This is a genomic window from Pantoea sp. GM01 (assembly GCF_000282675.1).
Lineage (GTDB): Bacteria > Pseudomonadota > Gammaproteobacteria > Enterobacterales > Enterobacteriaceae > Pantoea > Pantoea nemavictus.
Genome location: NZ_AKIU01000046.1, coordinates 84,598 through 96,859, shown reverse-complemented (window position 1 = coordinate 96,859; position 12,262 = coordinate 84,598). Strand labels below are relative to the sequence as shown.

The window sequence follows — 12,262 nt, the reverse complement described above, 5'->3', positions numbered from 1 at the left end:
CCGGCGGGATGAATTTCTTCACTCCCTGCTGAGCCGCCCGCGTTGCCGCTTTGCCGTCTCAGTGGTGGCGCATTATAGGGAGTTATTCGGAGGTGACAAGGGTTTATTGCAAAAAAATGATCGTTCGACCTAAATTTCGCCACAACGCTGTATTTCACAACGATTTGCCTGGTAACTGTGCAAAACCCTGGGCAAAAAGCGTCACTTTATTCCAATCGGTGTATTCAACTTCTTTTGATGTATCCGTTTCTCCACCTGTCATCCGCATAATGAATTGAATCATGATCCGATCAAACCAGCGATAACGCGGATAACGCAGTGCACCGGCAAAAACCGCACAGCAATCTGGCTGCCAGGGTGACTGCTCCAGAAACTTGCGCGTATAAGCATTGGTTGCTGGCGTGCACTTATCGGCTTTACGCGCCGTCAGGTTGACACTAAAGAAGCCGCTTACGCGCTGGTGCAGCTGTGCCTTATGCTGCGTGACAAATTTCATCAGCGCAGGATTGAAATGCCCGTAGCGGATCGATGCCCCAATCAGCACGCGATCGTACTGAGACCAATCCACCTTCTGCGCGTAAGCTAAATCAAGCACGTCGCACAGCTGATGCGGAACTAACGTCTGCGCAATGCGCGCGGCAATTTCACGGGTTTGCCCATCGCGGCTGGAATAAAGAATCAACGCTTTCATTACACAATCCTATTTTATTATTCGCGCCAGAAGGTCGGTGTGAACAACACCAGCAGCGTGAACACTTCGAGGCGCCCAAACAGCATGGTCAAAATCAAGATCCACTTCGCCACATCATTCATCGAAGTGAAGTTGTCGGCCACCACGCCCAAACCGGGTCCAAGATTATTCAAGGTCGCCGCCACGGCGGCAAACGCGGAGAAGTCATCCACGCCAGTCGCGATGATTGCCAGCATGCTGAGCAGGAACACCAGCGCGTAGGCTGAGAAGAATCCCCACACCGCTTCAAGAATACGTTCAGGTAGTGCGCGGTTACCCAATTTGATGGTGTAAACCGCATTCGGATGCACCAGGCGTTTCAATTCACGTGAACCCTGTTTAAACAGCAGCAGAATACGAATCACCTTCAAACCGCCGCCGGTAGAACCCGCCATTCCGCCGATAAAGGCCGAACACAATAGCAATACCGGGAGAAACAGTGGCCAGCGCGCAATGCTGTCGGTGGTAAATCCAGCCGTGGTTGCCATCGATACCACCTGGAAAAACGCCTGGTTGAGCGTTTGCCAGCCGCTGGCGTACACATTGTGAAAATACAACACCACCGTACAGATCAGCACTAATGTGAGTTGTACGCCAATAAACATGCGGAATTCGGGATCGCGCCAATACACTTTCAGGTTGCGGCCGCTTAATAGAGAAAAATGCAGGCCGTAGTTACATCCCGAGATCAGCAAAAACACTGCGACGATAGTGTTGATAGTTGGGCTATTAAAGTAACCGATGCTGGCATCATGCGTGGAGAAGCCACCAATGGCGATAGTTGAGAAACTATGGCCGATGGCATCAAACATTGGCATGCCCGCCAACCACAGCGCCACCGCACAGGCTACGGTGAGCAAAACATAGATCAGCCACAGCGTTTTCGCCGTTTCTGCGATACGCGGGCGCATCTTGTTATCTTTTAGCGGTCCTGGCATCTCCGCGCGATATAGCTGCATGCCACCCACGCCCAGAATTGGCAAAATCGCTACTGCCAGCACAATGATTCCCATCCCGCCGAGCCACTGCAACATCTGACGATAGAACAGAATCGCTTTCGGAAGCGTATCAAGTCCCACCAGCGTAGTAGCGCCCGTCGTAGTAAGGCCGGAGAAGGATTCAAAGAATGCATCGGTTATCGAAAGATGGGGCTGCTCGGCGAAAATAAACGGCATCGCACCCACGCTGCCCAGCACGGTCCAGAACAGCACCACGATGAGGAAACCTTCACGCGGCTTAAGTTCCGATTTCTGTTTGCGGTTTGGCCACCACAGCAGCGAACCAATGACGATCGCCATCATAAAGGTTTGACTAAACGCGCGCCCGGCACCGTCCCGGTAAATTAAGGCGACGAGGCCGGGTAAGATCATGGTCACCGAGAACAGAATCACCAGCAGGCCCACAATGCGGGTAATGGCGCGAAAATGCATTCAGCCGTTTCCTTTAAACAGATGCTTTTAGTTTGTCAGCGGGATGAGCGTCAGCGCGCCCCGGCTGTAATCAGAGAGGTTTTGGCGAAAGCCATCAATCTGTGCATGCGGCAATGCTAAACGCAGCGCAATACGATCCTGATAATGGCTCTCTTCTATAATGCCGTCAAAACGCTGCAGCAAGCGCTCAATGTCGCTGAGTTGGGCATAATCACATTGCAGGCTGAAGGATTCCATCGGCACTTTACGCTGACGGGCTAATTGCTTCAGCCCCTGCTGCACGCCGCCGCCGTAAGCTTTTACCAGCCCTCCAGTACCGAGCATGATGCCGCCGTAATAACGCACCACCACCGCAGTCACTTCACCCACGCCACTGCCCATCAACTGGGCCAGCATGGGTTTGCCCGCCGTGCCGGACGGTTCGCCATCATCAGAGAAACCCAACTGCTGTGAATCATCCGGCGCACCGGCCACCCACGCCCAGCAGTGATGGCGGGCGGTGGGATGCTCCTGCTTCACCTGCTGAACAAACGCGCGCGCCGCTTCCACGCCCGCAGTATGCGCCAGCAGAGTAATGAAACGACTTTTCTTGATAGTTTCCTCGCTGAGACTCACAGCCTCAGCGGGAATGTCGTAAGCATCCATCAGGCAAGGTGCAGATCGCGCGTCATGTTTTCAACGCGATTAGCGTGAATCACCACGTTATCCTCGATACGAATGCCGCCGTACGGTTTCAGTGCATCAATTGCCGCCCAGTCGAAATACTGGCTGAACTTGCCGCCGCGCAGCTTCGCCAGCAGCGAATCGATGATATAGAAGCCGGGTTCGATAGTCAGCACCATGCCAGGTTCCAGCACGCGCGTGCAACGTAGATACGGATATTGCGACGGCGCAGCCAGATGCGTGCCGCTGTCGTCCTGCATAAAGCCGGCCACATCGTGCACCTGCAGGCCCAGCGGATGTCCCAACCCGTGCGGCATAAACGGACCGGTTAAATCTTCCGCCACCAGCGTCTCTTCGGTCAGACCTTTCACCAGCTCAAACTTCAGCAGCAGCCGCGCAATGCGCTGATGCATCTGCAGATGATAATCGGTATAGCGCACGCCGGCTTTCAAGGTGGCGATCAGCGCCAGCTCTTCCTTGTTCATCGCGGCAACCATTTCGGCATAGCGCGATTTACTCTGCGCCGCATAGCTGCGCGTCAGGTCAGCGGCATAACCGAGATACTCCGCCCCGGCATCAATCAGGAAGCTGTGCCGTTTCGCCGGCGGCTGATGGTCCAGTTTGGTGTAGTGCAGCACCGCGGCATGTTCATTAAGCGCGATAATATTGCCGTACGGCACATCGGTATCGCGATGGCCGGTCGCGGTCAGGTAAGCGATGTTGATATCGAACTCGCTCATACCCGATTCGAATGCCTCTTTGGCTGCGCGATGCCCCGCCACCGCCAGCTTCTGCGCTTCGCGCATACAGGCCAGCTCGTAATCGGTTTTGATGCTGCGATGATAATGCAGGTAATCGATCACGCCCTTAGGGTTCACCTGCTCGCTGTTAATGCCGAGCTGGGAAGCGCGTGACGGTACCGGACCGATATACGCCACGTTATCGCGTTGTGCAGGCAGCAACTGCGCGATGTCATCGGCACTCTTTAGGCCAATCACGTCAATATCGTTGGTCCAGAAGCTGTTTGGCAGTGGCTCGACGTTATGCCAGTAATCCACCGGCGAGTAGAACCACAGCTTGGGTTTATTCACACCATCAATCCATAACCAGCAGTTTGGCACCTGCGTCACCGGCACCCACGCTTTGAACTGAGGATTCACCTTAAACGGATAGTCGTGATCGTCGAGAAAAACGGTCAGCAGCTCGCCGGAATGAATCAGCATGGCATCAAGCTTAAAGCGAGCCAGCACCTGCTGCGCTCGCTGCTGCAGCGTATTGATGTGCGCGTGATACAGGGTTTTCAGTGAATCCATGGACTTGTCTCCAATGTCGCGAAAGTGGCCGCAGTGTAGCACAGCCGTGTTGGCGATGCCGTGCTGCACGCGCTGTGATCGTTGTATCAAATTATCAAACTCTCGTTTGCAAATAATTAACATCACACTCACACTCCAAATCATCTGGTATGACCAGATCACCTTTCGCGGTTTCAGGAGACGGACATGCTCTACCAAGGCGATACCCTTTCAGTGCACTGGCTTGACGATGGCATCGCCGAGCTGGTATTCGATGCGCCCGGTTCGGTGAATAAACTCGATACCAAAACCGTCGCCTCCCTGGGCGAGGCGCTAAGCGTCTTAGAACAGCAACCCGCACTGCGCGGCCTGCTGCTCTCTTCGGCCAAACCGGCATTTATTGTCGGCGCCGACATTACAGAATTCCTGTCGCTGTTTGACGCGCCAGAAGAGAAGTTGAGTCAGTGGCTGGCATTTGCTAACAGCATCTTCAATCGTCTGGAAGATTTGCCGGTGCCAACCGTAGCCGCCATCGATGGTTATGCGCTGGGTGGCGGCTGCGAATGCGTGCTGGCAGTGGACTTCCGCATTGCTACGCCCACCGCGCGTATCGGCTTGCCGGAAACCAAACTGGGCATCATGCCGGGCTTTGGCGGCAGCGTACGTCTGCCGCGGCTGCTCGGCGCTGACAGTGCGATGGAAATCATCGCCGCGGGTAAAGATCTCGATGGCAATAGCGCCCTGAAACTCGGTTTAGTGGATGCAGTGGTCAGCAGCGACAAACTGCGCGCCGCAGCGCTGACGGTATTACAGGACGCCATCGCGCAGGGCAACTGGCAGGTCCGCCGGGCGCCAAAGCTGGCGCCGCTTAAACTCAGCCCGATCGAAGCCGCCATGAGCTTTACCATCGCCAAAAGCATGGTGCTGCAGACCGCCGGCAAACACTATCCGGCCCCCGTTACCGCGATAAAAACCATTGAGGCTGCCGCCACCTTGGGGCGCGATGATGCGCTGAAGCTGGAGACCGCCGCTTTTGTACCGCTGGCGCAAAGCGATGTAGCCCGCGCGCTGGTCGGCATCTTCCTTAACGATCAATACGTCAAAGGCTTGGCGAAGAAACACAGCAGTGCGGCCGCTGCACCGCAGCAAGCTGCGGTATTAGGTGCCGGCATTATGGGCGGCGGCATCGCCTATCAATCTGCCTGGAAAGGCGTGCCGGTGATGATGAAAGATATCAATCCACAAGCGCTGACGCTTGGCATGACCGAAGCCAGCAAGCTGCTTAACAAGCAGCTGGAGCGCGGCAAAATTACTGGCGCGAAGCTGGCCAGCGTGCTCACCACCATTCAGCCCACGCTGGATTACGCCGGATTTGAACGCACCGATGTGGTAGTGGAAGCCGTGGTTGAGAATCCGCAGATCAAAGCCAAAGTGCTGGCAGAAACCGAACAGCACCTGCGCGAAGATGCCATTCTCGCCTCCAACACCTCAACCATTCCGATCAGCCAGCTGGCGAAAGCCTTAAAACGCCCGGAAAACTTCTGTGGCATGCACTTCTTTAATCCGGTGCCGCGTATGCCGCTGGTTGAGGTGATTCGCGGTGAGCAAACCTCTGAGGCCACCATCAGCAAAGTGGTGGCCTGGGCCAGCAAAATGGGCAAAACGCCGATTGTGGTGAATGATTGCCCCGGCTTCTTTGTCAATCGCGTGCTGTTCCCCTACTTCGCCGCCTTCAGCCTGCTGCTGCGCGACGGCGCGGATTTCCGCCAGGTCGACAAAGTGATGGAAAAACAGTTCGGCTGGCCGATGGGCCCGGCCTGGCTGCTGGATGTAGTCGGCATTGATACCGCGCATCATGCCCAACAGGTGATGGCGCAAGGTTTCCCGTCACGCATGCAGAAAGATTATCGCGACGCCATCGACGTGCTGTTTGACGCTAAACGTTACGGCCAGAAAAACGGCCAGGGTTTTTACCGCTGGGAGTTGGACAACAAAGGCAAAGCGCAGAAAAAAGCCGATGCCGCAGTGGATGCAATGCTGGAGCCAATCAACCAACCGAAGCGCGTGTTCAGCGATGAAGAGATCCTTAACCGCATGATGCTGCCGATGCTCAATGAAGTGGTGCGCTGCCTCGAAGAGCAGATCATCGCTTCACCGGCCGAAGCCGACATGGCGCTGGTCTACGGCTTAGGCTTCCCGCCGTTCCGCGGCGGCGCATTCCGCTACATGGATACGCTTGGCACCAGCAACGTGGTCGATCAGGCCAAACGTTACACCGCGCTGGGCCCGCTGTATGCGCTGCCGGCGCTGCTGTTGCAAAAAGCCCATCAGCATCAGAGCTGGTATCCCGCGGTGCAACCGATTGACGAAGCGGCGCTGCAAAGTGCCTGAGGTAATGAAAATGGAAAAAGTAGTCATTGTGGATGCCGTCCGCACGCCGATGGGCCGCTCCAGGGGCGGTGCGTTTCGTCAGGTTCGTGCGGAAGATCTTTCGGCGCATTTGATGCGCGAGTTGCTAAGCCGTCATCCATCGGTCGATCCTGCTACGCTGGACGACATTATCTGGGGCTGCGTACAGCAGACGCTGGAACAAGGCTTTAACATTGCACGTAATGCCGCGCTGCTGGCGGAGATCCCGCATCGCGTGCCTGCCAGCACCGTCAATCGCCTGTGCGGTTCGTCGATGCAGGCGCTGCACGATGCGGCACGCGCGATTATGGTGGGCGATGCGCACGCTTGCCTGATTGGTGGCGTAGAGCATATGGGCCACGTGCCAATGAGCCACGGTGTCGATTTTCATCCAGGACTTGGGCGTACGGTAGCGAAAGCCGCCGGCATGATGGGCTTAACCGCCGAAATGCTGGCGCGCATGCATCACATCACGCGCGAGCAGCAGGATGCCTTTGCCCTGCGTTCACATCAGCGCGCATGGGCAGCCACCCAGCGTGGCGACTTTAAGCGTGAAATTGTTGCAACTTATGGCCACGACGCCGATGGCGTGTTGAAACGCTACGATAGCGATGAAGTGATTCGCGAAGAGACCAGCCTCGAAGGATTGGCCGCGCTGCGTCCGGCGTTCGATCCGGTGAACGGCACCGTCACCGCGGGAACGTCTTCTGCGCTCTCCGATGGCGCGGCGGCGATGTTGATCATGAGCGAAAGCCGCGCGCGCGAACTGGGTCTGACGCCGCGTGCGCGCATTCGCAGCATGGCGGTGGTTGGCTGCGATCCGTCGATTATGGGTTACGGCCCGGTTCCCGCCAGCAAGCTAGCGCTAAAACGCGCCGGCTTAAGCGTGCAGGATATCGACTTATTCGAGTTCAACGAGGCCTTTGCCGCGCAGGCGCTGCCGTGCATCAAGGACATGGGCTTGCTGGAACAGTTGGATGAGAAAGTGAATTTGAATGGCGGCGCGATTGCGCTTGGGCACCCGCTGGGCTGTTCCGGCGCGCGTATCAGTACCACGCTGCTGAATCTAATGGAACGTCGCGATGCGCAATTTGGTCTGGCGACCATGTGCATTGGCTTAGGCCAGGGCATCGCCACGGTGTTCGAACGGGTTTAATACGTTAACCACTGCACGAGTTCCCGCCCTTTCGGGCGGGCTTTTTATCTGTCAGATAAACGCAAACGCATCGCCATACATCTGCGCTTCCAGCGCACCGCGCTCGGCGCAGAAACGCTCACGTGCAATCTTCGCCATCTCAAAACGACCAGCAATATAGATGTCGTGTTCACTGAGTGAAGCGTAATCCTGCATCACCGCCGTCAGCACCGTGCCGCTGCGTCCGGTCCAGTCATCCGCCGGTTGCTCAACCACCGGAATCACTTTCAGGTTCGGGTGCTTCACCGCCAGCGCATTCAACTCATCTAAATCGTACAGATGCATCAGCTCACGGCCGCCCCAGTAAATCGCAATTTCGCGATCGGGTTCCTGTGCCAGCGCGGTCAGCAGAATGGAACGCGCATAGGAGAAACCGGTGCCGCCGGCAATCAGAATGATCGGACGATCGCTCTCTTCGCGTAGCCAGGCATCGCCATGCGGCATATCTACCGTAATCTGACGATCGTTTTTGATGCGGTCCATCACCGCCATCGCGTAAAGATTAAGATCCGAGGCGCCAATGTGCAGTTCAATGATGTCCTTTTCCATTGGCGTGGACGCCAGCGAGAATGGGCGCTTATCACGCTCATCCATCACCACCATCAAATACTGTCCCGCGCGGAAGTTAAAATCCGCGGCCGGAATCAAACGGACGCGGTAAACCGTATCCGTAATCGCTTCAACCGAAGTCACTTTGCAGCTTAACGTTGTCATGCGTTCCCTTTTTCTTCGGGTCTGGTTGGTCTGCCGCTTTTAGCGCTGCGGCGGCTCGGCAAAGATTGCTAATTCATCCCAAATGGCGTCAATGCGCGCCGTAACGGCCGGATCTTTGACAATCGGCGTGCCCCATTCGCGCGTGGTTTCGCCCGGCCACTTATTGGTGGCATCAAGTCCCATCTTCGAACCTAAGCCGGAAACCGGCGAGGCAAAGTCGAGATAATCGATTGGCGTGTTCTCAACCAGCACCGTATCGCGTGCTGGATCCATGCGCGTAGTAATCGCCCAAATCACATCATTCCAGTCACGCGCGTTGACGTCGTCGTCACATACAATCACAAACTTGGTGTACATGAACTGACGCAGGAACGACCACACGCCAAACATCACGCGCTTGGCGTGACCGGCATACTGTTTCTTAATCGTCACCACCGCGAGGCGATAAGAACAGCCTTCCGGCGGCAGATAGAAATCAACAATCTCCGGGAACTGCTTGATCAGGATCGGCACCAGCACTTCATTCAGCGCCACGCCCAACACCGCCGGTTCATCCGGTGGACGCCCGGTATAGGTTGAATGATAAATCGGATTGCGACGTTGCGTTACGTGCGTCACGGTAAACACCGGGAAACTGTCTACTTCATTGTAGTATCCCGTGTGATCGCCGTATGGCCCTTCCGGTGCCACATCGCCCGGCTCAATGTAACCTTCCAGCACAATCTCTGCGCTCGCCGGCACTTCAAGCTCGTTGGAGATGCACTTTACCACTTCGGTTTTGTTGCCACGCAGCAAACCGGCGAAGGCATATTCAGAGAGCGTGTCGGGCACCGGCGTCACCGCGCCGAGAATGGTCGCCGGATCGGCCCCGAGCGCGACAGATACCGGAAAACGTTCGCCCGGATGCGCTTTGCACCACTCCTGGAAATCGAGCGCGCCGCCGCGATGCGACAGCCAACGCATAATCAGGCGATTTTTGCCGATCACCTGCTGGCGATAGATGCCGAGATTCTGGCGCTCTTTATGCGGGCCACGCGTGACGGTTAATCCCCAGGTGATCAGCGGCGCGGCATCGCCTGGCCAGCATTTCATCACCGGGATGCGTGACAGATCGACGTCATCGCCGCTAAAAATCTCTTCCTGGCAAGGCGCATTGCGCAAGCGCTTGGTTGGCATATTCAGTACTTGCTTGAACTGCGGCATTTTATCAAACAGATCGCGGAAGCCTTTCGGCGGCTCCGGTTCCTTCAAAAATGCCAACAGTTTGCCCACTTCGCGCAGCGCACTCACCTCTTCCTGGCCCATACCCATCGCCACGCGTTTTGGCGTGCCGAACAGATTACACAGTACCGGCATGTCGTACCCTTTCGGGTTTTCAAACAGCAGCGCTGGGCCGCCGGCACGCAGCGTGCGATCGGCAATCTCGGTCATCTCCAGCTCAGGATCGATCTCCTGAGTGATGCGCTTTAACTCTCCACGCTGTTCGAGTAACGCGAGGAAGTCTCGTAAATCCTGATATTTCATGCGGCTTTAGCTTTCCGGCCAGAGTGAAGCGCCATTATAGGTGCGTTTCACGCTAGCATGTTGAGGTTTCTGAGTCAGGCTGGCTGACAGGAAAACGGCACCAGCGACTGAATCGCCAGCACATCGTGATACGCCGCAATCGGCTCGCCGTGGCGGAACACTTTAAAGTCTTCGCCGCGGGCGCTGTAGTAGCGCAGGCGATTTTCACTCACGTGTAGGAAACTGGCTTCGCGGAGCGCAATCACCGATTCATGCGGGTTAACGGCGCAAAATTCAGCCAGGCGCTCATCGCGCGTTTCGCCCATATGGCCGCTGACGTGCGCATCAAGATAATGCGGATTGATCTGCACCGGGAACAAGCCCAGCGCAGGCAACACCACGCTGCTGCGCACCGGCATGTCATTGGTGGTGCGGATGGAAGGCGTTGCCACGTTGCAACCGGCGCTCCAGCCGACGTAAGGCACATCACGCTCGCGCACCGCGCGTTGAATCGCGACGATTAAGCCATGTTCATGCAGCATTTGATTGAGGAACCAGGTATTTCCGCCGCTCACCAAAATCAGCTCGGCTTGCTCAATCGCCGCGACGGGGGAGGTAAACTCATGCACCGTGCGCACTTCAATGCCTAATGAATCTGACAAATCTTGCGCGCGTTGCGCATGATCGCCACGAATAATCGCGTAGGGCACCAGCACCGCCGACGTAATGCCGCGCTGGGCGATCATCGCGTGTAGCTGCGGGTGGGCGTAACTCAATAGCGGCGCATCCTCAGCCACTTTGCCGTTACTTAACAGGAACAGTTCCATCGGCCACTCCTTTTCATTCGAAAGATGGGGATGGAGTCTGATACAGATGGTCGCCAGCCGTCAATTTTCTTGCACGAAAGCGTTAATTAGCCGCATCAATCAGAAAATTCGCAGTGAATTTTTTTCAGCACAGGGTTTCCCTCCGCCGATGCGCTATAACTCTGTCAGCAGGTTTGATATTCTTAGCGTCCATTCTTTGGGAGCAGTTATGGAATCCTGGTACTTACTCTATTGCAAACGTGGACAACTGTTGCGCGCGAAAGAGCATCTTGAGCGGCAAGCGGTGAATTGCCTGAGCCCAATGATCGCTTTGGAGAAGATTGTGCGCGGTAAACGCACCACCGTGAGTGAGCCGCTGTTCCCCAATTATTTGTTTATCGAGTTCGATCCCGAAGCGATTCACACCACCACCATCAGCAGCACGCGCGGCGTCAGCCACTTCGTGCGCTTCGGCGCCATGCCGGCTACCGTATCGCACGATGTGATCGAAGCGCTGCAAACCGACGCGCCGCAGATCGTGTTAGATCCGGAAACGCCGCAGAGCGGTGATGAAGTGATCATCACCGATGGCACCTTCGAAGGACTACGCGCGATTTTTGCCGAGCCGGATGGTGAAACGCGCTCCGTTCTGCTGCTGAACATGCTGAACAAACAGGTGATGCGCAGCGTGGATAACAAGCAGTTCCGCAAGCTTTAGGCCAGCTTAAAAAGTTGACGTGCGTTGCGATTGACCTGCGCGCCCAGCGCTTCCACCTCTTCTCCACGCCAGTTCGCCACTTGCTGCACAATGTGCGGCAGGAAGCACGGCTCATTGCGGCGCGAAGTGGGACGTGGATGCATGTCGCGCGGCAGTAAATAGGGTGCGTCGGTTTCCAGTAACAGACGCTCAGCCGGAATCAACGGCAGCAATTCGCGCAGTTCCATACCGCGACGTTCGTCGCACACCCAACCGGTAATGCCTACTGACAACCCGAGTTCCAGGCACCCTTGCAGCTCATCACGCGTACCGGTAAAGCAGTGCACCACCGCGCCCACCAGTTTTGGCAGCCACGGCTCAAGCACCGCCACAAAACGATCGTGCGCTTCACGACAATGCAGAAATACCGGCAGCTGCAGTTCTGCAGCCAGTGCGAGCTGCGCATCAAAGGCGTACTCCTGTTGATCGTGGGCCGAGAGATTGCGGTTAAAATCCAGGCCGCATTCGCCGATGGCGACAACCTGGGCGCTTTCCGCGAGACGACGCAAGGTATTCGCCGTTTCCGCCGACCATTCACTGGCGTGATGCGGATGAACGCCCGCCGTCGACCAGCAGTAGCCGGCGTGTAATGCCGCCAGCTGACGTGCCTGCTGGCTCTCCAGCGCGTTAGTGCCGGTAATTAACAGGCCGGTGACGCCTGCTTCGCGCGCACGTTTCACAACCTGCTCGCGATCTTTTGCGAATTGCGTGCTGGTCAGGTTTACACCGATATCAAACATGTTTTCTCCCCAATAAAAAACCG

The 12,262-nt window shown here is 56.3% G+C and carries 11 protein-coding genes; 3 read left to right on the top strand and 8 right to left on the bottom strand.

The window, feature by feature from the left end:
* Positions 1–154: 154 nt before the first annotated feature.
* From hemG to pepQ, 4 genes are read right to left on the bottom strand one after another with little or no spacing between them, the layout of a single operon-like run.
* Entirely contained in the window at positions 155–691 is a 537-nt protein-coding gene (gene hemG / locus PMI17_RS13875) for a menaquinone-dependent protoporphyrinogen IX dehydrogenase (protein ID WP_009127918.1), read from the bottom strand.
* A gap of 17 nt (positions 692–708) precedes the next feature.
* On the bottom strand, positions 709–2,160 hold the full coding sequence (trkH, locus tag PMI17_RS13870; protein ID WP_009127916.1) for a Trk system potassium transporter TrkH: 1,452 nt from the start codon (positions 2,158–2,160) through the stop codon (positions 709–711).
* A 27-nt stretch (positions 2,161–2,187) separates the two neighbouring features.
* Positions 2,188–2,805 carry an IMPACT family protein gene (locus PMI17_RS13865; RefSeq protein ID WP_009127914.1) on the bottom strand — a complete coding sequence of 206 codons (618 nt, stop codon included), beginning with the start codon at positions 2,803–2,805 and terminating at the stop codon, positions 2,188–2,190.
* Positions 2,805–4,136 (bottom strand): Xaa-Pro dipeptidase, encoded by a 1,332-nt coding sequence (gene pepQ / locus PMI17_RS13860; protein ID WP_036621216.1) that lies wholly within the window; start codon positions 4,134–4,136, stop codon positions 2,805–2,807. The genes PMI17_RS13865 and pepQ overlap by 1 nt, the downstream gene beginning before the upstream one ends.
* Positions 4,137–4,322: 186 nt before the next feature.
* Between pepQ and fadB the strand changes: the two genes are divergently transcribed.
* Together fadB and fadA are read left to right on the top strand one after the other, a co-directional pair.
* Complete coding sequence (gene fadB, locus PMI17_RS13855) at positions 4,323–6,506, top strand: fatty acid oxidation complex subunit alpha FadB (RefSeq protein ID WP_009127910.1); 2,184 nt, start codon at positions 4,323–4,325, stop codon at positions 6,504–6,506.
* A 10-nt stretch (positions 6,507–6,516) separates the two neighbouring features.
* A complete protein-coding gene (fadA, locus tag PMI17_RS13850) occupies positions 6,517–7,680 on the top strand; it encodes an acetyl-CoA C-acyltransferase FadA (protein ID WP_009127908.1) in 1,164 nt (387 codons plus the stop codon).
* 51 nt (positions 7,681–7,731) lie between these two features.
* Here the strand turns inward: fadA and fre are convergent, their stop codons facing one another.
* From fre to pepE, 3 genes are all read right to left on the bottom strand, one after another.
* On the bottom strand, positions 7,732–8,433 hold the full coding sequence (gene fre / locus PMI17_RS13845; protein WP_009127906.1) for an NAD(P)H-flavin reductase: 702 nt from the start codon (positions 8,431–8,433) through the stop codon (positions 7,732–7,734).
* Positions 8,434–8,472: 39 nt separating this feature from the next.
* Positions 8,473–9,957, bottom strand: a complete 1,485-nt coding sequence (gene ubiD, locus PMI17_RS13840; protein ID WP_009127904.1) for a 4-hydroxy-3-polyprenylbenzoate decarboxylase — start codon at positions 9,955–9,957, stop codon at positions 8,473–8,475.
* Positions 9,958–10,031: 74 nt separating this feature from the next.
* Positions 10,032–10,763 carry a dipeptidase PepE gene (pepE, locus tag PMI17_RS13835; protein WP_009127903.1) on the bottom strand — a complete coding sequence of 244 codons (732 nt, stop codon included), beginning with the start codon at positions 10,761–10,763 and terminating at the stop codon, positions 10,032–10,034.
* Between the two features lie 208 nt (positions 10,764–10,971).
* Here pepE and rfaH point away from each other — a divergent pair, with 208 nt between their 5' ends.
* Positions 10,972–11,460, top strand: a complete 489-nt coding sequence (gene rfaH / locus PMI17_RS13830) for a transcription/translation regulatory transformer protein RfaH (RefSeq protein WP_036621224.1) — start codon at positions 10,972–10,974, stop codon at positions 11,458–11,460.
* Here rfaH and tatD read toward each other — a convergent pair.
* The gene (tatD, locus tag PMI17_RS13825) at positions 11,457–12,239 is read right to left on the bottom strand and encodes a 3'-5' ssDNA/RNA exonuclease TatD (protein ID WP_009127899.1); all 783 of its coding nucleotides are present in this window, start codon (positions 12,237–12,239) and stop codon (positions 11,457–11,459) included. The genes rfaH and tatD overlap by 4 nt on opposite strands.
* Positions 12,240–12,262 lie beyond the last annotated feature (23 nt).

Excerpts from the sequence above, each read along its gene's own strand:
- hemG (WP_009127918.1), bottom strand. The coding sequence starts at position 691 with ATGAAAGCGTTGATTCTTTATTCCAGCCGCGATGGGCAAACCCGTGAA.
- pepE (WP_009127903.1), bottom strand. The coding sequence starts at position 10,763 with ATGGAACTGTTCCTGTTAAGTAACGGCAAAGTGGCTGAGGATGCGCCG.
- PMI17_RS13865 (WP_009127914.1), bottom strand. The coding sequence starts at position 2,805 with ATGGATGCTTACGACATTCCCGCTGAGGCTGTGAGTCTCAGCGAGGAA.
- ubiD (WP_009127904.1), bottom strand. The coding sequence starts at position 9,957 with ATGAAATATCAGGATTTACGAGACTTCCTCGCGTTACTCGAACAGCGT.
- fadB (WP_009127910.1), top strand. The coding sequence starts at position 4,323 with ATGCTCTACCAAGGCGATACCCTTTCAGTGCACTGGCTTGACGATGGC.
- rfaH (WP_036621224.1), top strand. The coding sequence starts at position 10,972 with ATGGAATCCTGGTACTTACTCTATTGCAAACGTGGACAACTGTTGCGC.
- fre (WP_009127906.1), bottom strand. The coding sequence starts at position 8,433 with ATGACAACGTTAAGCTGCAAAGTGACTTCGGTTGAAGCGATTACGGAT.
- fadA (WP_009127908.1), top strand. The coding sequence starts at position 6,517 with ATGGAAAAAGTAGTCATTGTGGATGCCGTCCGCACGCCGATGGGCCGC.
- tatD (WP_009127899.1), bottom strand. The coding sequence starts at position 12,239 with ATGTTTGATATCGGTGTAAACCTGACCAGCACGCAATTCGCAAAAGAT.
- trkH (WP_009127916.1), bottom strand. The coding sequence starts at position 2,160 with ATGCATTTTCGCGCCATTACCCGCATTGTGGGCCTGCTGGTGATTCTG.
- pepQ (WP_036621216.1), bottom strand. The coding sequence starts at position 4,136 with ATGGATTCACTGAAAACCCTGTATCACGCGCACATCAATACGCTGCAG.